This window comes from Winogradskyella eximia (assembly GCF_003386165.1).
Taxonomy (GTDB): Bacteria; Bacteroidota; Bacteroidia; order Flavobacteriales; family Flavobacteriaceae; genus Winogradskyella; species Winogradskyella eximia.
In genome coordinates, this window is sequence record NZ_QRDV01000001.1 from 210,382 (window position 1) to 234,828 (window position 24,447).

The 24,447-nt window shown below is 31.8% G+C and carries 26 protein-coding genes; 2 read left to right on the plus strand and 24 right to left on the minus strand.

All coding sequences use genetic code 11. From position 1 onward, the window contains the following. Positions 1-13 precede the first annotated feature (13 nt). From DFQ10_RS00895 to DFQ10_RS00985, 19 genes are all read right to left on the minus strand, one after another. Positions 14-1,474: an oligosaccharide flippase family protein gene (locus DFQ10_RS00895; protein ID WP_115815547.1), complete on the minus strand. Its 1,461-nt coding sequence runs from the start codon at positions 1,472-1,474 to the stop codon at positions 14-16. A gap of 157 nt (positions 1,475-1,631) precedes the next feature. Then, positions 1,632-2,660 carry a hypothetical protein gene (locus DFQ10_RS00900; RefSeq protein ID WP_115815548.1) on the minus strand — a complete coding sequence of 343 codons (1,029 nt, stop codon included), beginning with the start codon at positions 2,658-2,660 and terminating at the stop codon, positions 1,632-1,634. Between the two features lie 106 nt (positions 2,661-2,766). Then, the gene (locus DFQ10_RS00905) at positions 2,767-3,159 is read right to left on the minus strand and encodes a hypothetical protein (protein WP_147299156.1); all 393 of its coding nucleotides are present in this window, start codon (positions 3,157-3,159) and stop codon (positions 2,767-2,769) included. 174 nt (positions 3,160-3,333) lie between these two features. Further along, positions 3,334-4,194: an ATP synthase F1 subunit gamma gene (gene atpG / locus DFQ10_RS00910; protein ID WP_115815550.1), complete on the minus strand. Its 861-nt coding sequence runs from the start codon at positions 4,192-4,194 to the stop codon at positions 3,334-3,336. A gap of 54 nt (positions 4,195-4,248) precedes the next feature. Next, positions 4,249-5,829: a F0F1 ATP synthase subunit alpha gene (gene atpA, locus DFQ10_RS00915; RefSeq protein WP_115815551.1), complete on the minus strand. Its 1,581-nt coding sequence runs from the start codon at positions 5,827-5,829 to the stop codon at positions 4,249-4,251. A gap of 56 nt (positions 5,830-5,885) precedes the next feature. Beyond that, positions 5,886-6,422: an ATP synthase F1 subunit delta gene (gene atpH, locus DFQ10_RS00920; RefSeq protein WP_115815552.1), complete on the minus strand. Its 537-nt coding sequence runs from the start codon at positions 6,420-6,422 to the stop codon at positions 5,886-5,888. Positions 6,423-6,428: 6 nt separating this feature from the next. Continuing rightward, complete coding sequence (locus DFQ10_RS00925) at positions 6,429-6,929, minus strand: F0F1 ATP synthase subunit B (protein ID WP_115815553.1); 501 nt, start codon at positions 6,927-6,929, stop codon at positions 6,429-6,431. A 99-nt stretch (positions 6,930-7,028) separates the two neighbouring features. Further along, entirely contained in the window at positions 7,029-7,217 is a 189-nt protein-coding gene (atpE, locus tag DFQ10_RS00930) for an ATP synthase F0 subunit C (protein ID WP_115815554.1), read from the minus strand. A gap of 38 nt (positions 7,218-7,255) precedes the next feature. Further along, positions 7,256-8,434: a F0F1 ATP synthase subunit A gene (gene atpB / locus DFQ10_RS00935; RefSeq protein WP_115816406.1), complete on the minus strand. Its 1,179-nt coding sequence runs from the start codon at positions 8,432-8,434 to the stop codon at positions 7,256-7,258. An 87-nt stretch (positions 8,435-8,521) separates the two neighbouring features. Then, complete coding sequence (locus DFQ10_RS00940; RefSeq protein ID WP_115815555.1) at positions 8,522-8,914, minus strand: DUF6168 family protein; 393 nt, start codon at positions 8,912-8,914, stop codon at positions 8,522-8,524. Further along, complete coding sequence (locus DFQ10_RS00945) at positions 8,907-9,125, minus strand: AtpZ/AtpI family protein (RefSeq protein WP_245940575.1); 219 nt, start codon at positions 9,123-9,125, stop codon at positions 8,907-8,909. Before DFQ10_RS00945 ends, DFQ10_RS00940 begins: the two co-directional genes overlap by 8 nt. Further along, the gene (locus tag DFQ10_RS00950) at positions 9,109-9,540 is read right to left on the minus strand and encodes a bactofilin family protein (protein ID WP_115815557.1); all 432 of its coding nucleotides are present in this window, start codon (positions 9,538-9,540) and stop codon (positions 9,109-9,111) included. Before DFQ10_RS00950 ends, DFQ10_RS00945 begins: the two co-directional genes overlap by 17 nt. A gap of 17 nt (positions 9,541-9,557) precedes the next feature. Beyond that, positions 9,558-12,182 (minus strand): type IX secretion system periplasmic lipoprotein PorW/SprE, encoded by a 2,625-nt coding sequence (gene porW / locus DFQ10_RS00955; protein WP_245940577.1) that lies wholly within the window; start codon positions 12,180-12,182, stop codon positions 9,558-9,560. A 188-nt stretch (positions 12,183-12,370) separates the two neighbouring features. Further along, positions 12,371-13,099 carry an ABC transporter ATP-binding protein gene (locus tag DFQ10_RS00960; RefSeq protein ID WP_115815559.1) on the minus strand — a complete coding sequence of 243 codons (729 nt, stop codon included), beginning with the start codon at positions 13,097-13,099 and terminating at the stop codon, positions 12,371-12,373. A gap of 14 nt (positions 13,100-13,113) precedes the next feature. Then, positions 13,114-14,592 carry a DUF5687 family protein gene (locus DFQ10_RS00965; RefSeq protein WP_115815560.1) on the minus strand — a complete coding sequence of 493 codons (1,479 nt, stop codon included), beginning with the start codon at positions 14,590-14,592 and terminating at the stop codon, positions 13,114-13,116. A 51-nt stretch (positions 14,593-14,643) separates the two neighbouring features. Beyond that, positions 14,644-15,333 (minus strand): hypothetical protein, encoded by a 690-nt coding sequence (locus tag DFQ10_RS00970; protein ID WP_115815561.1) that lies wholly within the window; start codon positions 15,331-15,333, stop codon positions 14,644-14,646. Continuing rightward, positions 15,330-16,058, minus strand: coding sequence for a hypothetical protein (locus tag DFQ10_RS00975; protein ID WP_115815562.1), 729 nt, complete (start codon positions 16,056-16,058; stop codon positions 15,330-15,332). The genes DFQ10_RS00970 and DFQ10_RS00975 overlap by 4 nt, the downstream gene beginning before the upstream one ends. Next, entirely contained in the window at positions 16,058-16,711 is a 654-nt protein-coding gene (locus DFQ10_RS00980; protein WP_115815563.1) for a hypothetical protein, read from the minus strand. Before DFQ10_RS00980 ends, DFQ10_RS00975 begins: the two co-directional genes overlap by 1 nt. Next, positions 16,711-17,043 (minus strand): PadR family transcriptional regulator, encoded by a 333-nt coding sequence (locus DFQ10_RS00985; RefSeq protein WP_115815564.1) that lies wholly within the window; start codon positions 17,041-17,043, stop codon positions 16,711-16,713. Before DFQ10_RS00985 ends, DFQ10_RS00980 begins: the two co-directional genes overlap by 1 nt. Positions 17,044-17,179: 136 nt before the next feature. On the opposite strand from DFQ10_RS00985, the gene DFQ10_RS00990 reads away from it, so the two are divergent. Further along, a complete protein-coding gene (locus DFQ10_RS00990) occupies positions 17,180-18,238 on the plus strand; it encodes a ferredoxin--NADP reductase (protein ID WP_115815565.1) in 1,059 nt (352 codons plus the stop codon). Between the two features lie 343 nt (positions 18,239-18,581). Here DFQ10_RS00990 and trpS read toward each other — a convergent pair whose 3' ends face one another. Beyond that, the gene (trpS, locus tag DFQ10_RS01000; RefSeq protein WP_115815567.1) at positions 18,582-19,550 is read right to left on the minus strand and encodes a tryptophan--tRNA ligase; all 969 of its coding nucleotides are present in this window, start codon (positions 19,548-19,550) and stop codon (positions 18,582-18,584) included. Between the two features lie 113 nt (positions 19,551-19,663). Here trpS and DFQ10_RS01005 point away from each other — a divergent pair, with 113 nt between their 5' ends. Further along, complete coding sequence (locus DFQ10_RS01005; protein WP_115815568.1) at positions 19,664-20,398, plus strand: lysophospholipid acyltransferase family protein; 735 nt, start codon at positions 19,664-19,666, stop codon at positions 20,396-20,398. A gap of 112 nt (positions 20,399-20,510) precedes the next feature. Here the strand turns inward: DFQ10_RS01005 and DFQ10_RS01010 are convergent, their stop codons facing one another. From DFQ10_RS01010 to recA, 4 genes are all read right to left on the minus strand, one after another. After that, positions 20,511-22,088 carry a hypothetical protein gene (locus DFQ10_RS01010; protein ID WP_115815569.1) on the minus strand — a complete coding sequence of 526 codons (1,578 nt, stop codon included), beginning with the start codon at positions 22,086-22,088 and terminating at the stop codon, positions 20,511-20,513. Between the two features lie 3 nt (positions 22,089-22,091). Beyond that, positions 22,092-22,637 (minus strand): RNA polymerase sigma factor, encoded by a 546-nt coding sequence (locus DFQ10_RS01015; protein ID WP_115815570.1) that lies wholly within the window; start codon positions 22,635-22,637, stop codon positions 22,092-22,094. Between the two features lie 24 nt (positions 22,638-22,661). After that, the gene (locus tag DFQ10_RS01020) at positions 22,662-23,114 is read right to left on the minus strand and encodes a hypothetical protein (protein ID WP_115815571.1); all 453 of its coding nucleotides are present in this window, start codon (positions 23,112-23,114) and stop codon (positions 22,662-22,664) included. A 100-nt stretch (positions 23,115-23,214) separates the two neighbouring features. Further along, the gene (recA, locus tag DFQ10_RS01025; RefSeq protein ID WP_115815572.1) at positions 23,215-24,219 is read right to left on the minus strand and encodes a recombinase RecA; all 1,005 of its coding nucleotides are present in this window, start codon (positions 24,217-24,219) and stop codon (positions 23,215-23,217) included. Positions 24,220-24,447: the final 228 nt, after the last annotated feature.

The window sequence follows — 24,447 nt, forward strand, 5'->3', positions numbered from 1 at the left end:
TCTGAATGAGAGTTTAGTTTCGTTTTAAGATTTGTTTTAGTTGGTTCTTTTCCAATAGAATGACTAATCCCAAAAATACAATTAACATTGCAATTCCGATAATATAATTCTCTCGATAGTTATAGAAAAATACAAATGAAAATAGAATAGATACCAAAAGGTATAAACTTATTTTCTTTAAATTGTAGGGGACAGGGTAGTATTTTCTTCCGAAATAGAATGATAAAAGCATCATTATGGCATAAGCAGAAAGGGTTGCTATAGCTGAACCTTTAAAACCTATAATAGGAATTAAGACATAATTTAAAACTAAGGTTACAATCGCTCCAAATATTGAAATATAAGCCCCAAACTTGGTGCGATCTGTAATTTTATACCAAACCGAAAGGTTATGATAGATCCCTAAACAGAAGTTAGCTAATAGAATAAAAGGGACAATCCACATGGCCTCATAATAAGCTTCACTTAAAATAATATAAGGTTTTAAGAGATCTGCAAAAACAACGACAAACAAAAGAATAATAGAACCAAGGGCAACAAAGTATTCTAAAATTTTAGCGTAATTTTTTTGAGGATTTTCGGTTTTAGAATGACTGAAAAAGTATGGTTCTATACCTAAACGGAATGCTGTTGCAAATAAGGTCATGAATAACGCTAGTTTGTAACAAGCGGAATACATTCCAATTTGTTGGTCTGCAACATCATCTGGTAATAAATATTCTAATAAAATACGATCAAAAGTTTCATTTACAGAATAAGCAATGCCTGCAATAAGAACTGGTAAGGCATAACGTATCATTTTTTTCCATAAAACACCATCGAAGGTGAGCTTGAGTTTTGCGTAAAATGGAAGTAACACAAGTAACGTTAAGCCACTTGCAATAACGTTAGAGATGAAAATATAGCTAATCTGATAGTCTTCAATATATAAACTATTAAAAAACGAATTCCCTTTCGCTAAATCTTTTAAATACAAGAGCAAGAAAATATTTAACCCTAAATTTACGGCAACATTAAATATTTTAATGACTGCATAACGCATGGGTTGTGCTGTTGCACGTAACCAAGCAAATGGAATAATTACTAAAGCATCTAGCAATAAAATGATAAAGACTAAATTGAGATATTTAAGGTCTATGTTTATGAGTGTTGAAATCTGATTTCTAAACAGAAAAGCAATTCCCATTAAAGCGAAAGAACTTATAACTAAAGATATTGCAGATGTACTCGTTACTTTTTCTTGGCTTTCGTCTTTATTAAAAAACCTAAAAAATGCAGTTTCCATTCCGTAAGCCAATACCACATTGAAAAGAACAAAATAGGCGAATATAAAGGATACACGACCATACTCTTCTACAGATAAAACTTCTGGGTTTGTGTAAAGAGGCACTAAAATAAAACCTAACATTCTAGGTAATACAGTGGCTAGACCATATATGAATGTTTGTTTAAAAAGTGATTTGAATCCGCTCAAGAGTGTTGTTAACAGTAAAATTCAAAAGTATTAAATTAATACGTGCTATACTCAACTAGCGAAAGAATAAATGATAAACACTGTAAAATTATCGTTTATTACCTCTTATCTAATAATACCCAATGAAGCGTTCTATGGTATTGTTGTTTTTAGAGGTTTAAACTCTTAAATGCGCTATTACGGTACGTTTATCTTTCAAATGATTTAAAAATTCTTGAATAACTGCTTTTCCATTTGATGCAATCATATTGTTTTTACGTTTTCTCTCATAAATTTGAGGTGGACCGTCTTCATAGTAAACGCCTTGTTTTTCATTGATATCAGACACCTTTATGTATTTAGTTACTCCATTCTCAACAAAACTAATAGCACATTCATTGTCTTTTAAAGTAAACGGAAAATCTGGATCTTTTTCTGCTTTTTTAAAGGTGTAATACGGTGATTTGTTTTTTAGGACAGCTGTATATCTACCAGAATCTTCTACTAACTTGGCTTTAAGATTTCTGAAGTATACACTATCTATTTTAATATTTTCTTCTTTATTAACTATGGGTACAAAAACATTCATACCTGTTCCACCGACTTTTATGCCAGCATACCATTCTTGAAAAGATATAGTTTTTACTTTAAATGTTGTTGTAGGTTGAAATGTGGGTATTGCGGTTAAACCTGAATCCTCTGATATTATCATTGCTTCACGTCTTCTTTGATAAGATAAAGGTGGACCATCTTTATAATGAATGGGTTCTTTTTCTATAACATCATTTACTTTTAGATATTTACTTTTACCTTTTTCTATATACTTAATTACACATTCATTATTATTTGAAGTAAAAGGATAGTCATACTCTTTCTCTGATTGATTGAAGACGTATTCAGGCATGTTATTTTTTAAGACTGCTGTGTATCTGCTATAATTTCGTACGAGTTGTCCTTTAAAATTTCTAAAATAGACACTGTCAATTAAGACATCATCCTTTTTATCTACTATTGGTACAAAAACGTTCATACCAGTGCTTTCTTCATTCTCTCCAGCATGCCATTTTTGGAAAGAAACAGTTTTAACTTTAAAAGCAGTTTGTTTTTCTTGCGATGCAATAACAGATTTAGAACTGGAACATTGCATGGTTAAAGATAAAAGTATAGATACAACTATGGCACGTAATGCCTTTCTAAGATGTTTCATATTTTAATAGGTTAAAGATTTGGATGTGCAATATATGAATAAATCCATAAAGAGCAATATAAATCCGACAAACTACATTAAAATGTAAGAAACACGGTAAAATATGTTAAATTTTACGAGGTGAACTAGGATAATTTATGGGTTGGCGCATTATAATGTTAGAAATTTTATAATACTGAAGAGACATATTAGCTTCTTTCTTGTAACTAATAATGCATTCACGGTCATTAATTTGAAATGTTGAAAACGAAGTTTGTTTTAAATTGCTGGTAATCTTTGTGTTAATCTTTAATCGGCCTACAAATAATAAACTATCGGTAGAAACCCTTTTAAGTTTTACTACGTGTTCTTTAAAGTATACACTGTCTAATATTATCGATTTATCGTGCAATCGTATATATAAATCCGTTCCACTAACACCATCTTTATAGCCTGCATTCCATTTTTGAGAATACGCTTCTTTTAAACTCGTTGGCGCTTCTTTTTGAAGTTTGGGCACTGATTTACATTTAATTAAAGTTAACGCAATTACGAACAGTAAAAAGGTATTTTTAAGTACTTTCATCATTTAAATATAAGACTAAGAAAATTAATGACATAAAAAAAACCTAACTCGTTAAAGTTAGGTTTTATGTTATTTTGAAATATTGAGTTAATACTCAGTATTAGAAATTTAATTATTTAAAGCTTCTGCACCACCAACAATCTCTAAGATTTCGTTAGTAATAGCAGCTTGACGTGCTTTGTTATAAGTTAATTTCAACTGATCTCTTAATTCTGTTGCATTATCTGTTGCTTTATGCATTGCTGTCATACGTGCACCATGCTCAGAAGCAAAAGAATCTCTAATCCCTTTGTATAATTGAGTCTTTAATGACTTAGGAATTAATTCTTCTACAATTTCTAATTTAGAAGGTTCAAAAACGTAATCTAAATTAACATTTGTATCATTTTCTACAGGAACAATTGGTAAAAATTGCTCTGTCATAATGATTTGAGTTGCTGCGTTTCTAAAGTGATTATAAACAATCTCTATTTTATCAAACTCACCAGAAACAAACTTTTCCATTAGCATTTCTGCTATTTCAGATACATTGTCAAACGTTAAATCATCGTACAAATCACTTTTGTTTGCAATAACTTTATTCGTTTTATTGAATGCGTCATTCGCTTTCTTACCAATAGCTAAATATGATACATCTTTAGTAGCATAAGTTTCATTAGTAAGTTTAGTAACTTGTTTAATGATATTAGAATTAAATGCTCCAGCTAAACCTCTGTTAGAAGTTACGGCAACGATAAGTACGTTTTTTACTTCACGTTGTGCAGAATACTTACTTCCAGAATCAGCATCTAAAGTTGCACTTAAACTCTGAAGTAATTCTGTTAACTTGTTAGAGTAAGGACGCATTGCTGTAATAGCATCTTGTGCCTTCTTTAACTTAGCAGCAGATACCATTTTCATGGCACTGGTAATCTGCATCGTTGAAGATACCGAAGATATTCTGTTTCTAATTTCCTTTAAATTCGCCATTCTTTATATGATAAAGACTCTTTGCTAGTGCTTAGAGTGACATTAATTAAATTTTTAAGCTCTATACTTTCCTGAAAGATCTTTTGCTACACTCGTTAATGTATCAATAACCTCATCAGTTAATTTACCAGCTTTAAGTAAATCTAAAGTACCTCTATGCTTTGCATTTAAGAACTCAATGTAATCTCTTTCAAATTCTTTAACCTTCTCTACAGGAACATCTTTTAATAAGTTCTTTGAACCAGCATAAATGATTGCTACCTGATCTTCTACTTTAAAAGGATCATTTTGAGCTTGCTTTAAGATTTCAACGTTACGTTTACCTTTGTTAATTACATTTAAAGTAACGGCATCTAAATCTGAACCAAACTTAGCAAACGCTTCTAATTCACGGTACTGAGCTTGATCTAATTTTAATGTACCAGATACTTTTTTCATTGATTTAATCTGAGCGTTACCACCAACACGAGATACAGAAATACCTACGTTAATCGCTGGACGAACACCAGAGTTAAATAAATCACCATCTAAGAAAATCTGACCATCTGTAATAGAGATCACGTTAGTTGGGATATATGCTGATACGTCACCTGCTTGAGTTTCAATAATTGGTAAAGCTGTTAATGAACCACCACCTTTAACCATTGGTTTTAAAACGTCTGGAAGATCGTTCATTTCTTGAGCAATAGCATCATTATTAATGATTTTTGCAGAACGCTCTAATAATCTTGAGTGTAAATAAAATACATCACCAGGATATGCCTCACGTCCTGGTGGACGTCTTAATAATAAAGATACCTCACGGTATGCAACGGCTTGTTTTGATAAATCATCAAATACAATTAATGCTGGTCTACCAGTATCTCTAAAATACTCACCAATAGAAGCTCCTGTAAAAGGTGCATAAACTTGCATTGCAGCAGGATCTGATGCATTCGCAGCGACTATAGTAGTATAAGCTAAAGCTCCTTTTTCTTCTAAAGTTTTAGCAATTAATGCCACTGTAGAAGCTTTTTGACCAATAGCAACATATATACAATATACAGGTTCACCTGCATCGTAAAATTCTTTTTGATTTAAGATAGCATCAATACAAACGGCAGTTTTACCAGTTTGACGGTCACCAATTACCAACTCACGTTGTCCTCTACCAACTGGGATCATAGCATCAATAGCTTTAATACCTGTTTGTAATGGTTCAGTTACTGGTTCTCTATAGATAACACCTGGTGCTTTACGCTCTAATGGCATCTCATAAGTTTCACCTGTGATTGGTCCTTTACCATCAATTGGATTACCTAAAGTATCTACAACACGACCAACAATACCTTCACCTACTTTTACAGATGCGATACGGTTAGTACGTTTTACTGTAGAACCTTCTTTAATACCTACTGAAGTACCTAAAAGTACAATACCTACGTTATCTTCTTCAAGGTTTAGTACAATTCCTTCTGCACCACCATCAAATTCAACTAATTCGCCATATTGCGTATTAGCTAATCCGTAAGCACGTACAATACCATCACCTACAGTTAATACTGTTCCTACTTCGTCTAATGAAGCACCTGCTTCAAAACCTGAAAGTTGTTGTTTTAAGATTGCTGATATTTCAGCTGGTTTTACTTCTGCCATCTTATTTTAGATATTAGATTTATATTCACTTCAATAGTTCGGTGAACAAAATCAATTTAGTTTAATGTAAATTCTCTTTTTAATTTATCGAGTTTATTTGCGATACTAGCATTATACTGAATATCTCCAACTCGTAATATGAAACCACCTAAGATGCTTTCGTCTATAATATTTTCTACCTCTGCGTCTTTCCCTGTAAGTTCTTTAACCTTTGCTAGTACTTTAGTTTTTAGGTCTTCAGTTAATGGTATTGCCGTAGTAACTGAAGCGACTTGGCTACCTCTTAACTCATCATATAAATGAATATAACTTAAAGCCACTTCATTTAATAACGGTACCCTTTTATTAGCGATTAAAGTATCTAATAAGTTATTAGTAGTAATATTAGAGTTCTTAAATATAGCTAATAAAACTGCTTTTTTATCAGAAGATCTTACCACAGGACTTTGAAGCATCTGATTTAAATCTTCACTTTCAGCGATAGCATTAGCGATTGATTTCATATCACTATTTACCGCCTCAGCAGATTTTTGATCTGTTGCTAAGCTTAAAACCGCTTTAGCATATCGTATTGCCGCTCTTGATCCTGACATCTCTTACTAGTTTAAAGTTGCTTCACCTAACATCTCTTCAACCAATTTCAATTGCTTGTTTTTGTCAGATAATTCATTACGCACTACTTTTTCTGCTATCTCTAAAGATAAGCCAGCTACATTACTTTTTAATTCTGCCATAGCTGCTTTCTTTTCGCTAGTAATAGCTTCTTGTGCTTGTGCAATCATTTTATTGGCTTGCGTTTTCGCTTCAGCTTCAGCATCAGCAATCATTTTGCTTTTAAGCTCACGAGCTTCTTTAAGCATTGTTTCTCTTTCTAAACGCGCTTCTTGTAATAACTTTTGGTTATCTGCTTGAAGATTTGCCATTTCACGCTTCGCTTTTTCAGCAGCATCTAAAGCACCTTGAATACCTTCTTCTCTTTCATTTAAAGAATTTAATATTGGTTTCCAAGCAAATTTTACCATTAATAAAATTAATAGTAAAAGCAATATTGTTTGAACCACAAAAAGTCCTGGTGAAAAATCGTTTATTAACTTATCCATTTTAATAAATAATTAAATATTTTGTCTTTATTTTCAATTTAAAAACACGTCCTGTAACCAACCGTTACAGGATAGTGTTTTGTAAGTTTGATTTGATTCTTATTTCGCTAAGAATAAAGCACCAAATGCTAAACCTTCTAATAGTGCTGCAATAATAATCATCGCTGTTTGGATTTTTCCTGTTGCTTCTGGCTGACGAGCAATACCTTCCATTGCTTTTCCACCAATTTGACCAAGTCCAATACCTGCTCCGATTACGATTAAACCACCTCCAATTAAATTGTACATAGTAAATAAATTATATAGTTAAATTAAAAAAACTCTTATTAAATGAAATCTCCTCTTACGTCTTGCGCATCAGGAACTTCGTGACCATGATCATCATGCTCGTGTTCGTGATCATGTTCTGCTACAGCCATACCAATAAATAAAGCTGAAAGCATTGTAAATATATACGCTTGTAAAAACGCTACTAAAACTTCTATTAATGTTATAAAAAATGACAATACTAAAGCTAGTGATGTAGAACCTACAATTCCAAATGACTCTCTTAGATTGTACATAATCGCAATTAAACTCATTACAACAATGTGTCCAGCTGATATGTTAGCAAACAAACGAACTAGTAGTGAAAATGGTTTAATTATTAAGGCACCAGCTAATTCAATAATAGCTAATACAGGACGAATTAAAACTGGTACTCCTGGCATCCACAAAATGTGCATCCAATAATCTTTGTTTCCACTTACAGTATATATTATTAAAGTAAAAATTGCTAAACACGCAGTTACTGCTAACTGACCAGTAACATTAAAACCAAATGGAGTAAGACCTAATAAATTCAAAAACCAGATAAAGAAAAATACTGTTAATAAATAACCCGTAAACCTTCTGTAGTGTTTTTCACCAACATTTGGCCTCGCGATTTCATCTCTAACGTAAAGCACTAATGGCTCTAAAACACGTCCAAATCCTGTTGGTATTTTCTTAGTTTTATATTGTTTTGCTAATTTAGAAAACGAAAATAACATTAATAAGCCTATAAATAAAACACCAATTACACTTTTTGTAATTGATAAATCTAAAACTTTATGACCGTTTGTAGCATGATGATCCGCATCAAAACTTACAGCAGATGCATTTGCATCTAATTCGTATATTTTAGAATGAATCTTTGCAAATTTCACTCCGTCTTTTTCAACAATAACATGTCCATCATCATTATGATGAAACTCAGAAGACATAAAAGTTCTTAGCCCTTCAGAAGACCAAACAATAACTGGTAATGGAAATCCAAAATGCTTTCGCTCTCCTTCATCGTTTGTGTAAGAAAACAATGAGAAATCGTGAGAATCTTGAATGTGGTGTTGAATGTAGGCATCAACCTCATTTTTCGTATCTACTTGACCACCATCCCCTCCTTCGTTAAGAGCAAAAATAGAAGTAGGAAGAAACACCAATAATACTAGTGCTAAACTTTTAAAACTTTGTTGAAATATCTTCATCATTATAAAATCAAAAAAAAATCGTCTCAAATTCCGTGCAAAAGTACGTAATTTATTAAAATAACAATACCTTTTTATATTTAAAATTCAGACCTCGTTTTTCGTAATGATTTTAACGATAAAAAATACCTCTAGTCCTAAGAATAAGATTAATGGAGTTAAAAGGTTTAATCGCTCAGCTGTTGTTAAAACATCTAAATTAAATACAGAAGATTGAAACATTATAAAAAATAAGATGCCTTTAATAAAAAGGGTGGGTAAATAAATAAAACCTAATTGTGGTTGAAGGCTTTTTATAAATGAAAAGAATTTAAAATGAATACAAATCACCAAGGATGAAATTGCAAAAAACAGGTTGGTATCCCAAAGACTATACCTAACAGAAATATTAAAATGATTGAGAATAGAATCTTGAGAAAGATGAATAACTAAAAATAATACTATAAAAGATATGATATATAATAGGAGTGTTTTAATCATCTTCTTTAGACACTTTTATAACTTGAGAAATCACTAGATACATAGATGCAAAAACAGAAAGAAGTGTAATTGTAGTTTCCCAAAACTCTTTATCATATTTTAGGTCTAACCATTTTCCTAAGTAATTACCAAGAAAAATAGTGCCTCCCATTTGAAAAGCAACTGATGTAAACCTTATAAATTTACTTGGACCTTTATTTGGCTTGGGCACTTTGCGCTTGTTGTGGTCTGCTTGGCTCATTAGATAATGATTTAACTGTACCTTTCATACTACAAGTAGCATTAAATGTTGCTCCTGGTTCTACAGCTAGTTTGGTAATATGTACTTCACCTTCAATATGTGCTGTAGATTTTAGGGACAATGTGCCAGATAAAATAAGTTTACCCGAAAATTTACCTTCAAAATCGGCATTTTCTCCTTGTAAAGTTCCTTTTATGTACCCTGATTTACCAACCACTACTTTACCAGAAGTTTTTACATTACCTTCTACGGTTCCATCAATTCTAAATGGCCCTTGGCTTGCAATATCTCCTACAATTTTAGTGCCTTGTGCGATTATATTTTGCTGTGAACTTGTTTCCATGGTGCCTTGTTGTTTTGGTTTTTTTCTGTCTGAAGAAAACATGTTGATTTGGTTTTAAATTACTGTAATTCTAAATACGCATTTAAATTTTTATGTCGTTGAATTATCGCATAGTTTGGTGATGAAATAGCAAAAAATGGTCGTGTAATTTTAGGTTTTACCACACGTCCCTTTTTGTCTTTTTCTTCTGTTTTAAGCAATTCGGCAAATCCTTTTGCTCCACCTATACTTTTTAATCCATGAACTACTACAAATGTAGTGTTTTCGTCGTAAACATCTTTTGATGTACTAAGGTCAAAGTATTCTATTTTTGCAACTTCTTCATCTAACGTCTTTATAAAAGCTTCAATATCTTCTCCTGAATTATTTTCGAATTGAAAAATGACATTAAACTGCTTTGCATCATCATCTGCAATAAATTTCTTTTTTTCTAAAATCGGAAACGCATTGGTAATAATTTCTTGTGCTTTTTTTCCTTCTTCAGTATTAGCATAAGTTAAAGCAATATAGTTAATACCTTCTTTATAGGCTTCAAAACCGAAAAGTCTTCCTCTTGCTGATGCTTTTAAAATTTCGAATTTAGGAACAAAAGCATCTCCTTCTAATCGCTTAATTTGTGCTTCTGCTTCTGTGATTACAGATGCATATTCTTCGTCTGTAAATTGTTTATAGAGTTTGGTGTAAATTGCTTCTGGACTATTTTCATCCTTAGATAATTCAGATTGAGGATTTAATAGAATTTCTGCATAACGCGACTCAGGATAATCATTAATTATTGCCATTTTCATGGCTTCTGCTTTTTGGTTAAGTCCTAACTCGATATAAACACGGTATAAATTATACTTTGATGGTAAAACTAAACGATCTTCTGGTTTGTTGTCTAACAGGTTTTCAAACCTTGTTTTAGATAATTCAAACTCTTTAAATTTTTCCTTATAAATAATTCCGAGTTGATAATAAGCAAAGTTGCGTTCTTTTGCTATACTATCTAAATCAGTTTGTTCTGTTGGTAATGATGCTAAATAAGTTTCAGGATTAAATCTGGTATCTGCAACAGCAGTATCTGTAATACTATCGTTTGTCTTAGTGTTGGTATTATTAGCACGATCGCTTAGATGTCTCCAATTGTCTTGTAGTTTACGATCTCCCCAAATTTTTAAGAACTCACTTTTACCGTATGCTACAGTAGTTGAATTATAAAAATAGAAGCTACTATTGCTTTTACTACTAGTGTTGGTTTGAAAATCTCTAGACATACCTGGTGGATTTCCCTGGTTTTTTTGACTAAATTGTGGATTTCTTTTATCTAAATTATTGGATAAAGCAGGTTGGCTTTTCTGTTGTTTTAAAGCTTTTTCTTGCTGTTCTTTTTCTTCTAACGCTTTTTGGCGCTGGTCTTCTGCAAATTTTGTGTAAATAGCCAATTGCTCAGCTTTTGGAAGGCTTACCATTTTTAGAATGCTATCGTTGGTTTGCGCAATACCTTCGTAATAGATAACATCGTCGAGATTTTCGCGCTTCTTTTTTATGATTCGGTATGGTTTAGTATTAATAACCATTGCAGTTAGGGTAGAATCATAATAAGCTCCGGCTGTTTTATATACATTTTTATCAAAATACATATTCCCTAGCGTTTCATAGTTAAGGGATCTTAAGTATTTGTCGGAAGTTGTTTTTCTTAGAGATTTGTTATAATAAACTTCTGCTATACTATCTGATATCTTGTTGCGGTGATATTCTGCAATGCGGTAATAGATTTTATCTAAAAATGGTCTATTTTCTCTATTCTCTTCTAGCTCTGTGAGATATTCTTGAAACTCAATATCGTCTTCACCTGAAAGGTTGGTATTATATGATTTTTCAAGATGAGCATTAATGTAAAAAGATCTAGGTACTTGGCGATGCATTTCTATAATAGCATCAAACTCTATGTTAGCGCTATCTTTTTTTCCAAATTCATTATACAATTGCCCTTTAATAAAATGATAACGTGCTTTTTCTCGTTTAACTTTTGTGTTTTCTGCAGCAATGGCTAATTGTGCAATGGCGCTATCTTTAGATTTTGTATTAATATAGGCTTGTGCTAATGCCGCAGAGGCATCTGCTAAATCTTGGCCTTCAATGTTTTCTTCTTTAAGTAATCGCTTTAATTTCTCAATGGCACCAGCATCATTATCTAAACGCATGCTTGTTTTTTCGCGCCAGATTTTCACTTGGTTAATTTTATCGCTTGTTGGATACTTGTTTAAAATATTGTTGAAAGCTGCCATTGCTGGTACAAACCGCTGATCGAAGTAACGTGCTTGGCCTAATAGTAAATAGGCTTCGTCTATTTGAGGGTTTTTTTCCTTACCTCCAAAATTCATTCCGTGTACCTGTATCGCTTTAATGGCTTTCTCTTCTGCACGTTCAAAATCTGCATTTTTGGTTTGTCCTGGCATAAAAATATCCTCGGACACATTCATGCGTTCTACAGGTAAAAGTTCCCAGAAATTTTCGGTGAACTCATTATTTACACCATCAATTCCGCGTTCTAAGGCAATATTTCCGTTATAAAGCACATTGTATTTAGTGCCTAAAGCATGAAATTTTCGGTTAATTAATTTATCTTTTTTAGTCGAACAGCTTTGAGTAAGCAATGCCACACAAAAAAGCAATAGTATAATGTTGTAATAGGTTTTCAAACGTTGGTTCTATTTGGTTAATAGATAACTGAAAAACACCCTGTTTAGTGTGTTAGGACGTAAAAATAAGCATCTTTTTGAATTTTCGATCTTATTTCAGGGTTTTTCGAGGTAATACTATATGTTGAAGCATAAAAAAAAGCGCGTAACAAATGTGTTACGCGCTTTTAAGTTTTAGTGAATCATTGTTATTCTTCTTCTTCTTCTTGAGAAGCAATTGCACTACTTCCAAAATGTGCTTCAAGTTCCTTTAAAGTTGTAGGATTGGTTTCTAAATCCTTAATTACATTTCCTTTTTCTAAAACAACAATACGCTCGCAAACGTCGGTAACATGCATTAAATCGTGACTAGAGACTAAAACAGTAACTCCTTGTTTTTCGGCTAAATCTTTTATAATTTGTTTAAGTCTTATCTGAGTTGTAGGGTCTAAATTAGCGAAAGGCTCATCTAAAATAATCACTTCCGGATTACCAATTAAGGCTGCCACAATTCCGGCTTTTTTTTGGTTTCCCTTGCTTAAATCTCTAAGGTATTTTTTCTTTCCTATAATTTCTCCATTAAAGAAATCTTCAAATTTAGATGTTAAACTATCTACATCAGCTTTGTTTTGGCCACGTAGTTCTCCAATGAAATAAAAATATTCTTCTGGTGTTAAGTAGCCAATTAAGAAGCTTTCGTCAATAAAAGAAGAGGTGAAAGGTTTCCAATCTTCACTTTCATTTACAACCACACCATTGCTTGTTATGTTACCTGTTGTTGGTTGAATTAAATCGAGTAATAAACTAAAATAAGTTGTTTTACCAGCTCCATTATTTCCTACCAAACCAAAACTTTGGCCTTTAGGAATGGTTAATTCTTCAATATTAAGAACTGTAGTTCCGTTATATGTTTTTGAAAGGTTTTTTGTATATATCATAATGCGATGTATTATTAGTTGTCTTGACTAAAGGCGTTAATCATTTTGTATTTTGAATCGAGATATTTTTTAGTAATGCCTTTCATTAATTTTTTATGAAAAACTATTCCTGTTATTCCAAGAACGATTAATAAGGCGACTGCAGCTGTAAATCCAGCAAGCCAGTTAACCAATCCAAATAATCCCATTGGCACCAACATTAATGGAATACCAATTAGCCATTGTACAGCTCCTGTACCTTGATAATTAAAGGCTGCTTTTTTATCTAATTCTATTTTTTTACGATTGAAGGATCCTCCCCAAAGTATCACGTGTGTGTTTACTCCAATATTATAAATGGCTGCAGCAAAATGTGCGATTAAGATTTTATATCCGAAATACACGTAAGGAATTCCCAATACAAACAAAAGCACAACACTTATAACCATAAGGATAAATTTTGAACGTAAGTATTGTTCGTATTTAATGTTTTGACTCATTAATAGTTTGTAGTAACCACTATCCCAAGCCGGAATGAATTGCCCGAAGTTGATTAAGAAAAATCCAGTTGAAAATATCCCAATAAAGGCAGACATAAAAGTCATTTCTCTATACATAGGCTGTGGATAAAAGAACAAACCATAAAGTACACCAATCAATAATAGAAATGCCATAGATTTGGTACGTTTGTTTCTCCAAATCAGTTTTAAATCTAATTGCATAAATGGTGCAACATCTCCAAAACGCTTAGTCCAAGATAAATCTGCAGCATTAACTTCAGTTACTTTAGATTTTAAAGAACTATCTAAAAATAATTTACTTCTTAAAATTTTAAAGTTGAAGGCGTAGCATAATGCTAAAATTGCTAAAGGAATTAATACTAGAATAGGATTATTAGCAATTACCATAAGTGCATCACCAATTAATGTGGTCATTGGAAGTACACCAAAATAATTTAAGCCAAATAAAACACCAACAACTGAAATAATAGGTAAAACCGATAATTCTTTCTCAGCAGAAAAGGCTTCAATTATAAAGTTTAAGAAATTTGTAATGAGCACCAAAATGATCATGGTAAACATCCATGTTAAAACCATTGATGTTGAAAAACCATCTCTTATTAGCATAATGCTAAAAGGAATGATAGCAAATAGAGGTAAAACATTGAAAAAGGATACTACTGATTTTCCTAAGACATAATTTACAACTGTTGAGCGTTTAATAGGTAGTGTTAATAATGGTTTAACACTCATAACAGGTAGTTTCTGTAAAAAGAAACGCATCATTAAGTCTCCAATAATCCAGTAAAATATAAATCCGTTCACCATTACAAATGGATCTTGGTCTGGAAATGTTTCTTTAATAATAAAAAGTAATCCAAAGCCTAAGGCTAGAAACATGGCAATAAAATAAAGCGCAAAAAACACCATTAAGATATTGATTGCCATATTTTTCTGCCAATACGACGAACGAAAATATTGTTTCCATTCGAGATTGAGAAAGTGTTTTATCATAGTGTAATGATGGGTTGGTTTATGTAGTAAGTATTAAAAAACAGAAATTTGTTACAAACTAAATTCTGGGTAGGTTTCGTTTAGTAGTTTTTCGGCTTTACTTGGAATCACTTCTAAGCTGATATAATTTACTAAAGCGATAATTGTAAACGCTAGAGAAAAGAGTACTAAAAAGTAGGTGTTATCTCCATAATTATCTGGAATTTTATACACATTAAATAATTGAGACATAAATACGAACATTGTACTACCGGCTTGTTTAAAAATCAGTTCTTCTAACATCCATTTTTTATTAGAAACTTCTTTTCGACGCCTAAACTGCTTATTGAGTTGAATGCCTTTGTAAGTGCACCAAACTGTTATAATACCAAAAAAAAACAAAGCTAAAGGAGCTATATATACTGTTGAAAAAGCAATGTAAAACAGTAAAAATAAGGCAATAGTTGTTATAATTTGTGGTAACTCAAACCATTTCTTAAGTTCAGTCCACATGTAGCGCATATAGCGTTTGTTCATCGCTTTTCCTTTCTGTTCAATAGCATCCATAAAACCAAAAATCCCGAATTTTTTGAAGGCTTTGTTTTTAGCATCTTCAAAAGTGAGCTTGGGCTGAACTTGCCATTGTTTTTCAATATCATTGGCTAAGTGATCTACGAGTTCGGTTTGTAAATCGTAGTGTTCTACAAAATGTTGTCTTGTAAAAGCGTAGAGGTCTTGTATTTGAGATTCGGTTAGTTTCATGAAAGATTTAAGTTTCTATAATTTAGTAAAACCTTAGAATATACATTTTGAAATAATTTTGCAGCAACCCGAATTGGAATATACATTATTGCGAAAAAAAACAATAAATATTCGTAATTAGTTTCTTGATTTACGTCTTTGCTTAAATTTAAAATGTTCAATACATTAGTTGGTATTAATATCCATAGTGACATAAAATTGATAGACATGTTTAAACTCAAAGATTTTAGGCTAAAGCTATTTTTAATTCCTAATAAACTTACATAAATAAAAGGAATGCACATAATTCCTAAACTTGTAAAAGCAGCATATTTTGGTGAAAAACTGTACACCATAAAAACAACAACAGATAAAGTAATCAGCTCTAAATAAAACTTAATATCTAAAAACGACTGTTTTATCAATTTCAAAAACATTCTATTATAGCCCTTGCCTAATTCACGTTGTTTTTTTCTCGTAAATTTCTTAAATCCAATATTACTTTGATATAGCCCTTTTTCAAAAATCTTGTCCTTAGGAACTCCAAATTCTATAAACTGGTTTCCAAAACCTCTATGAACTTCAAGTAAAGCCTCATTAAAAGAAATACCATCGTTAGTCATTTTGTCTTCAACAGCAGAAACAATATGGTCTAACAATTCTAAGCGCACATCCCAAAACTTCACCTCGTTTTTTATGAGGTAGTTGTCTATGAATTGTATTTCTTCTTTGGTTAGTTTCATCATTAACACAAATTATTATAACGATACTTATAATCTTTAAAAGTTAAAACACTTAGTCTTATAAACACTAAAATAAATGTAAACACTAAAGCCATTACTATGCTTGTTATTAAAAGGTGATTTTGGTTTTTTATAAAGTTTGCACCTGTAATATTTACAATGTTTATAAATTGAAGTAAAAAAGAAAAAAAGAATCCTAACCTTTCTATTCCTGAAAAACGGTTATAATTAAATTTTTTCAAAGCGAAAAAGTAACAGATAGCAGGCGCAATAATTAAAAATATCATGCTAATTAATAACACGTTTTTCATCAGTTCAGAATCATAATTATTGAAACCAAAATAGATGATAGCCGTAAACACAGCCAATAACGTAATAGACTTAATTGAGAAAAAGGATTTTAATAATTGGTTAGATAATTTCTTAGTTGTTTGCCTTAAGAATCGGTTATTATTTTCTAATAAAAAACTCTTATGCTCTAACATATAATCTTTAAATACATAGTAGAAATCTCTTGTGTCGCCAGCGTCAATCCTGTTTTCTATTTCAGAAGCTACATGATCGACCATTTCCATTCTAATGTCTATATGTTTCACATCAGATTGCTCTAAGTAAGTATCTATAAATTGTATGTTTTCTTTGGTTAGATTCATCATTAAACTAATTTAGGATTCACTAAAGCTTGCATCGTTTTAATATACTCTGCTAATTCTTCAAGCTTATTAACGGTTTCTTTGGTTCCGGTTTCAGTGAGTTTATAATATTTACGCAGTCGGTTGTCTACTTTTGCAACCTCAACATCTAACAAACCTTCGGCTTCTAGTTTATGCAACGCAGGATATAATGCGCCTTCTGTAATTTTAAGTTCACCTTTAGTTAATGCCTTTACCTTTTGGGTAATTTCGTAACCATACATTTTATCGTGCTCATTTAATAGCTTTAAAATAATGGTGTTTAGACTTCCTTTATATAATTTTGAATTGCTCATCGTATTACAAATATATACATAATTTTCTTATGTATAAGAAACTTATGTATTATAAGCATAAAAAAAACACCTGACAGGTTTCAAAAATCTGTTAGGTCTGTAAGAGATTGTTTATCTTTGCAAAAAATTATTTATAATGTCGCATTTTCATTCACTCACTATAAAATCAATTGATAAAGTAACTGATAGTTCAGTTGCCATAACCTTTGATATTCCTGAAAATCTTAAAGAAAAATTTAGCTTTAAAGCCGGACAATACATCACCTTAAAAACCACCATTAATGGTGAAGACATCCGTAGAGATTATTCTATTTGTGCTTCTCAAAATAGTGGAAACGTTACTGTAGCTGTAAAAGCAGTTGAAAACGGAACATTTTCTGTTTATGCTAACAATACCTTAAAAGCAGGTGATACATTAGAGGTTGCAGAACCAAATGGTCGTTTTATTTTTGAAGCTAATGCTGCCAAAACAAGAACTATTGCTGCCTTTGCTGCAGGAAGTGGCATCACTCCAGTGCTTAGTATTGCTAAAACACTTTTAGAAGAAGAACCGTTTAGTAATTTTATCTTAGTTTACGGTAATAAAACACTAGCAGATGCCATGTTTGTAGATGAATTACTTCAACTAAAAAAACAATACGATAATCGTTTTCATGCCCATTTTATTTACAGTCAGTCTCAAGAAACTGATGCCTTATTTGGACGTATTGAAAAAAGCACGGTAAACCTAATCGTAAAGAATAAGTACAAAGGTGTTACCATAGAAAATTTCTATCTCTGTGGACCAGAACAAATGATACATACCGTAAAAGATATATTAATTGAAAATGGTGTAAAAGAAAAAGCCATTAAGTTTGAATTATTTACAGCTCCTGTTGAAGCAGGTTCTGATGCTGCTACCGATTTACCTTCTGGTGAAACCAAAATCAAAGTTGTAGTGGATGAAGAAGAGTTTGAATTTAATATGTCTCAGAAACAAACCATTCTTGATGCGGCTTTAAAACACGATATCGATGCACCATATTCTTGCCAAGGTGGAATTTGTAGTAGTTGTATAGCGAAGCTTACAGAGGGTACTGCAGAAATGCGTCAGAACAATATTTTAACAGATAGCGAAGTTGCAGAAGGGTTGATATTAACTTGTCAAGCACATCCTACTTCAGCGACCGTTGCTGTAGATTATGATGATGTTTAAAAAGATCTAAAATGTTTCTTTATAGAAGAAAGATGAAAAGACCATTGATGTTGTAAAACATCAATGGTCTTTTTACTTTTATAATGGTCCGGATATTGATTTTTTTTTAAACTAGCATAGACTTACTGGTAGTAAAAATGAAGGTTATGCTACTTTGATGCTGATTGTCTATACATCATAATAATGCTAATAATACTAGTAACAAGCACTGCAATTGCTAAGTAACCTAGCCAATCCATGGATCTTTCACTAATTAATCTTGAAATTAATAACATTATCATTGCAATACTAGTTAGGATTGGGCTGAGATATTGTTTTTTATAATTCATATTAAAAAATATAGTTAATATCCAACTTTTACTCTAACACGCTTTAAAACCGCGTCGGCTACAAGCTTAGCTTTTGAAGCACCTTTAGCTAAAGCAGCATCGATTTCATCAAGATTACTCATATAATAATGGTAGCGTTCTCTTTGCTCATCAAAACGTTCTACTACCAATTCATATAAAGCTTGTTTGGCGTGACCGTAACCGTAATTTCCACCTTCGTAATTAGCTTTCATATCTGCAATTTGAGCTTCAGATGCTAATAAACTATAGATAGCAAAACAATTACACGTAGACCAATCTTTAGGTTCTTCAAGTGGTGTGCTATCGGTTTCAATAGACATTATTTTTTTGCGTAGTTGTTTGTCTGGCAAAAATATATTAATGAAGTTACCTCTACTTTTACTCATTTTTTCACCATCAGTTCCTGGTATGAGCATCCCATTTTCTTGAATTTTTCCTTCAGGTAAAACAAAAGTCTCTCCCATTTTTGCATGAAAACGAGAGGCTACATCACGTGTCATTTCAATATGTTGTAATTGATCTTTACCAACCGGAATAATTTCTGCATCATATAACAAGATGTCTGCAGCCATTAACATTGGGTATGTAAACAAGCCAGCGTTTACGTCTTCTAAACGATCTGCCTTATCCTTAAAGCCGTGAGCTAATGTTAAACGTTGGTAAGGAAAGAAACAGCTTAAATACCATGAGAGTTCAGTAACTTGTGGAATATCACTTTGTCTGTAAAACACTGTTTTTTCAATATCTAGTCCGCACGCCAACCAAGTAGCTGCTACGGAGTAGGTGTGATTTCTCAATGCTTCTGCATCTTTAATTTGAGTTAGCGTATGTAGATTAGCAATAAATAGAAACGAATCATTTTTAGCATCGTTTGCCATTTCTATTGCTGGTAAGATAGCTCCTAAAATATTTCCTAAATGTGGTGTGCCAGTACTTTGTACTCCTGTTAAGATTCTTGCCATATTTATTTCCCACCAAAATGGGAATCTCTTTAATTGTTAAACGAAAAAACAAAGGTAAATTTTTTAGTACAACTATTAGAAGTCATTTAATTTAATTAACTAGTTTTGGTGTTATGGCATTTTTTAAATATCCATTTTGGCTTTTATATCGTATTTGGTTTTACATTTTAGTCGCAATTCCGATTATTATAATGTTCCCTTTGCTGATTATTTCCATCTCTAGAGAGCAATGGTATCCTTATTTCTTTAAGCTTGCACGTATATGGTCAAAGTTTATCTTAATAGGCATGGGGTTTGCATATAAAATAACTAGCGAAGAAAAATTAGATGCTAATAAAAGTTACATGTTTGTAGCCAACCATACCTCAATGGCAGATATAATGCTGATGTTAGTGGCTGTAAAAAATCCTTTTGTGTTTGTTGGTAAACAAGAATTAACAAAAATCCCGCTTTTTGGATTCTTTTATAAACGCACATGTATCCTTGTGGATAGAAGTAGTGCAAAAAGTAGACAGGCCGTATTTTTAAGAGCACAAAAACGCATTAAACAAGGATCTAGTATTTGTATTTTTCCAGAAGGAGGTGTGCCAGAAGAACACATTGTATTAGATTCATTTAAAGATGGTGCTTTTCGCTTAGCTATAAATCATCATATTCCGGTAGTGCCTATCACATTTTACGATAATAAAAAACGATTTTCTTATACTTTTTTTAGTGGTAGTCCTGGTAGAATGCGTGCTAAGATTCATAAATTTTTACCTACAGAAGGGTTGACTATTGAAGATACAAAGTCTCTTAATGAAAAAGCAAGGTCTATAATTTTAAAAGACTTAACAGATACAAAATAGATTTCATAATTGTTTAGGTCTATTTAACGCACAAAAAAAAAAGCCACTCCAACCAAGAGTGGCTTTTATCATCATTGCGTTCATCATAGCTTTTTTGATGCAATAACCTAACCTAAAATTTATAACTTAATCCTGTGTAGACACCAATGAAGAAAGGTCTAAAATCTCCCGATGTGTCATTAAATGTGTTTATTTGATACTTAAATGTTGGTTCAAGATTTACATTCCATTTTTTTGAAAGATTGTAATCCATTCCTAAGCCAAAATTGGCACTAAAACTTGTGTTTTTTATATTATTTGCTTCTCCGATTAATGTTGTTGTACCATCAACGTCTGCATAAATTTCATTTTCATTTAAAATAAAAGTGCTAAAACCACCAATAATATTAATTCCAAATTTTTTGTCTAATACGCTATACTCCAATTCTAAAGGCACTTCAATGAAACCAAATTTTTGGTCAATATTACCAGCAAATTTTGTGTTAAATAATTCTGGAGTAGACGCTCTATTCATCATATTAGAACTCATAAGTGAAATGTGTTGTTCCCCTCCTTTAAATGAAATGTTTTTAAATTCTGCATCAATACCTCTAGCTGCAGTTTCTGCACCAGTGAAAGCATAAACGTCTGATGTAGTTTGACTAAGATTTACACGGTTAACACCAACTCTAACTTTTAATTTTTTAGATACAGCATAACTACCTATAACACCATAACTCATGTTAATATCACTACTTTTGGAGTTTTCATTAAATTGTTTATCTAAAGCAGACCCTTTACCTAAAGAGCTAAAATAAACAGGCGCAACATTTGGTGCAACGCTCCACCTGTTTTGTTTATTTTCTTTCTCTTCTTCAATAATGTCTTTATTCTCTGCAATAGCATCGTTAATAGATTCTTTTTTTGAATCTTCAATTAAAAGGTTTTCAGATTTTTGTTTATCCGTTTCACTTGAATCTGTTTTAGCTATTTCAGATGTTGTTTTTTCTGTTGAGATATTTTCAGCAATAGCAGTTTTATTCTCTTTGATGGTCTTTTTAATCGTAGACTTTCTTTCTGCTTCAGATTTAAGAGGTATTTTATTCTCTATTTTTAAAGTTGAATTAGAAGCCTTTTGATTTGCGACTTTAGTACTATTCTTGTCACCCTTTACAGGTGAAGTAGTCAGAAATTTTTGAGATGCTTTAGTTTTATCTTCTGCATTAGAATCATTAGTAACAACATTATTACTTTGATTAGAATTATTTGGTGTTGTTAATTGATTTGAAGGATTTAATTTTTCAAGATTATTATCCGATTCTTTTGAATTGGATTTTTCTTCATTCTCTAAATTTGAGTCTACAATTTTTGAATTATTGTCCTTAGCAATATTTAGCTCAATGTCTTTCTTTTTCGTTGAGGTATTATCTTTGTTTTTTTCTAATGTATTGTCTTTTCCGTCTGTGTTTACCACAGGGAATTCTTGAGTGTTATTTTCATCAGTGTCAAACACTGAAATGCCAACGGTTAACATTAATAGAGTCACAGCTGCAACTCCGCCAATCTGCCACCAAAGTGCAATAACTCTTCGTTTTTTCTTTTTCTTAGGAAGACTTTCGTTTATACGATCCCAAACCGCATCGTTAGGTGCAACTTCAAAATCTTTGAACTTTTCTTGAAAAAGACGATCTATGTTTTTATTATCATTCATTATTTATAAACTCTGCGAATTTGGGGTCGCGTTGTAAACTTCTATTTTTTCTTTTAAAATCATCCTTGCTCGCGCTAAGTTAGATTTTGATGTTCCTGTAGAAATATTTATTAACTCACTAATTTCAACATGCGAATAACCATCTAAAACATACAAATTAAATACCAATCTGTATCGGTCTGGCAATTCTTGAATGATTTTTAATAAAAAATCAATGCTCACATTGTCGTCATTAATGTCTACAGAAACGTCTTCTATATTTCCTTCATTTACAATATCGTAAACTCCTACATCTTCTCTGTAGCGTTGCAATGCAGTGTTAATGGCAATGCGTTTTAGCCAACCTTCAAAAGACCCTTTATTATTATACTGATCTATTTTATTGTATATAGTTATAAATGCATCATGCAGATTATCCTCTGCCTCTGCATAGTTTTTTGAATACTTAAGACAAAGTGAAAATAATTTACTTGCGAATTGCTTGTATAATTGACTTTGAGCTTGAGCATTTTTGTTAATACAATTTTTTATGAGTTGGTCTAAACTCACATTAATCTCAGAGTTAGTTAATAATTAATTTTTAATAGAGTCGATAGAAATAGCTCTTTCATCCATTACAGGTACTTCAACTATGTAATATTGATCTGTACCTTGCTCATCCTCTCCTTGATAAAATTTAAAGATGTAAGTTTCGTTACTTGTAACATGAAAATCAAAATGAACAGTTACTTCTTCTGGGTCTTCTGCACAGGTTAAACTATCTATTGTATATACCGTATTTACAACTGCAACTGTTCTTTGTTGTCCGTCTATTTCATAAATAAAATCATTGAAAGTGAAACATTGATTTGGCTGAGTATAAGTGATATCTATTTGATAGATTTCTCCTTGTACAAAGTATTCTGGCATCTCTACGCTATTTATTGGTACAACCTCTAAATAGAAATTATAGTTGGTATCATCTTCAATACTACACGAGGTAAATAATGAGATAAATAAAAAGGCGAATAGGACAAATTTATTCATAATTAAAAATCAATTTCAACCTATAGATGTAAAAAACCTAAAAGGGTTGCGTCTAAAACTAAAAAAATCCTGAATTTTATCAGGATTTTTTTAGATTCTATTATTTAGACTCTTTTATTAAAGTTTTAACTTTCTCTTCTAATTCATCCATTAAATCTGGATTGTCTTTAATAAGCATTTTTACGGCATCACGACCTTGACCAAGTTTAGTGTCTCCGTAGCTAAACCAAGAACCGCTCTTTTTAATAATATCGTGTTCAACAGCTATATCCAAAACCTCACCGACTTTAGAGATACCTTCTCCATACATAATATCAAATTCTGCTAATCTAAAAGGTGGTGCAACTTTGTTTTTAACCACTTTAACTCTGGTTTTATTACCCATTACATTACTATCGCTATCTTTAATTTGTGTAGAACGTCTAATATCTAAACGTACAGAAGCGTAAAATTTTAAGGCATTACCACCTGTTGTGGTTTCAGGGTTACCAAACATTACACCAATTTTCTCACGTAATTGGTTAATAAAGATAACAGTACAATTCGTTTTGCTAATAGAGGCTGTTAATTTTCTAAGTGCTTGAGACATTAAACGTGCGTGTAAGCCCATTTTAGAATCTCCCATTTCACCTTCAATTTCACTCTTTGGTGTTAAGGCAGCAACAGAATCGACAACAACAATATCAATAGCTCCAGATCTAATTAGATTATCCGCAATCTCTAAAGCTTGTTCACCATTATCTGGTTGAGAAATTATTAAATTATCAATATCTACACCTAGTTTTTCAGCGTAAAAACGGTCAAAAGCATGCTCTGCATCAATAAATGCTGCTATTCCACCAGCTTTTTGAGCTTCAGCAATAGCATGAAGCGTTAATGTTGTTTTACCAGAAGATTCTGGTCCATATATTTCAATAACACGTCCTCTTGGATAACCACCTACGCCTAAAGCAATATCTAAACCTAATGAACCTGAAGAGATAGCTTCTACATCTACTACAGCTTGATCGCTCATTTTCATTACTGTTCCCTTTCCATAAGCCTTATCTAACTTGTCTAAAGTTAATTTTAAAGCTTTTAATTTTGCATCTTTTTCGCTACTCATTTGTTCTTTTTTTCTGAATTAATCTGTTTCCAAAAATACCACTTATTTTATTTATTTCATTTCTCGTTTTAAAATAACTACAAATGAAAGTGATGATTTTTCTCTTTTTAATAATTTAGGAGAAGGAATAGTATCAATGAATGTTATATGCATAAAAAAACCAGAGCAAATACATACCCTGGTTTTTTTATTGAAATAGTCAACCTAGTCATAGGTTGGTATATTCAT

Excerpts from the sequence above, each read along its gene's own strand:
- trpS (WP_115815567.1), bottom strand. The coding sequence starts at position 19,550 with ATGGCAAGAATCTTAACAGGAGTACAAAGTACTGGCACACCACATTTA.
- atpE (WP_115815554.1), bottom strand. The coding sequence starts at position 7,217 with ATGTACAATTTAATTGGAGGTGGTTTAATCGTAATCGGAGCAGGTATT.
- recA (WP_115815572.1), bottom strand. The coding sequence starts at position 24,219 with ATGAGTAGCGAAAAAGATGCAAAATTAAAAGCTTTAAAATTAACTTTA.
- atpH (WP_115815552.1), bottom strand. The coding sequence starts at position 6,422 with ATGTCAGGATCAAGAGCGGCAATACGATATGCTAAAGCGGTTTTAAGC.
- DFQ10_RS00900 (WP_115815548.1), bottom strand. The coding sequence starts at position 2,660 with ATGAAACATCTTAGAAAGGCATTACGTGCCATAGTTGTATCTATACTT.
- DFQ10_RS00950 (WP_115815557.1), bottom strand. The coding sequence starts at position 9,540 with ATGTTTTCTTCAGACAGAAAAAAACCAAAACAACAAGGCACCATGGAA.
- DFQ10_RS01005 (WP_115815568.1), top strand. The coding sequence starts at position 19,664 with ATGGCATTTTTTAAATATCCATTTTGGCTTTTATATCGTATTTGGTTT.
- DFQ10_RS01020 (WP_115815571.1), bottom strand. The coding sequence starts at position 23,114 with ATGAATAAATTTGTCCTATTCGCCTTTTTATTTATCTCATTATTTACC.
- DFQ10_RS01010 (WP_115815569.1), bottom strand. The coding sequence starts at position 22,088 with ATGAATGATAATAAAAACATAGATCGTCTTTTTCAAGAAAAGTTCAAA.
- DFQ10_RS00960 (WP_115815559.1), bottom strand. The coding sequence starts at position 13,099 with ATGATATATACAAAAAACCTTTCAAAAACATATAACGGAACTACAGTT.
- atpA (WP_115815551.1), bottom strand. The coding sequence starts at position 5,829 with ATGGCAGAAGTAAAACCAGCTGAAATATCAGCAATCTTAAAACAACAA.
- DFQ10_RS00970 (WP_115815561.1), bottom strand. The coding sequence starts at position 15,333 with ATGAAACTAACCGAATCTCAAATACAAGACCTCTACGCTTTTACAAGA.
- DFQ10_RS00965 (WP_115815560.1), bottom strand. The coding sequence starts at position 14,592 with ATGATAAAACACTTTCTCAATCTCGAATGGAAACAATATTTTCGTTCG.
- DFQ10_RS00940 (WP_115815555.1), bottom strand. The coding sequence starts at position 8,914 with ATGATTAAAACACTCCTATTATATATCATATCTTTTATAGTATTATTT.
- DFQ10_RS00985 (WP_115815564.1), bottom strand. The coding sequence starts at position 17,043 with ATGAGCAATTCAAAATTATATAAAGGAAGTCTAAACACCATTATTTTA.
- DFQ10_RS00980 (WP_115815563.1), bottom strand. The coding sequence starts at position 16,711 with ATGATGAATCTAACCAAAGAAAACATACAATTTATAGATACTTACTTA.
- DFQ10_RS00990 (WP_115815565.1), top strand. The coding sequence starts at position 17,180 with ATGTCGCATTTTCATTCACTCACTATAAAATCAATTGATAAAGTAACT.
- DFQ10_RS00975 (WP_115815562.1), bottom strand. The coding sequence starts at position 16,058 with ATGATGAAACTAACCAAAGAAGAAATACAATTCATAGACAACTACCTC.
- atpG (WP_115815550.1), bottom strand. The coding sequence starts at position 4,194 with ATGGCGAATTTAAAGGAAATTAGAAACAGAATATCTTCGGTATCTTCA.
- DFQ10_RS00925 (WP_115815553.1), bottom strand. The coding sequence starts at position 6,929 with ATGGATAAGTTAATAAACGATTTTTCACCAGGACTTTTTGTGGTTCAA.
- atpB (WP_115816406.1), bottom strand. The coding sequence starts at position 8,434 with ATGAAGATATTTCAACAAAGTTTTAAAAGTTTAGCACTAGTATTATTG.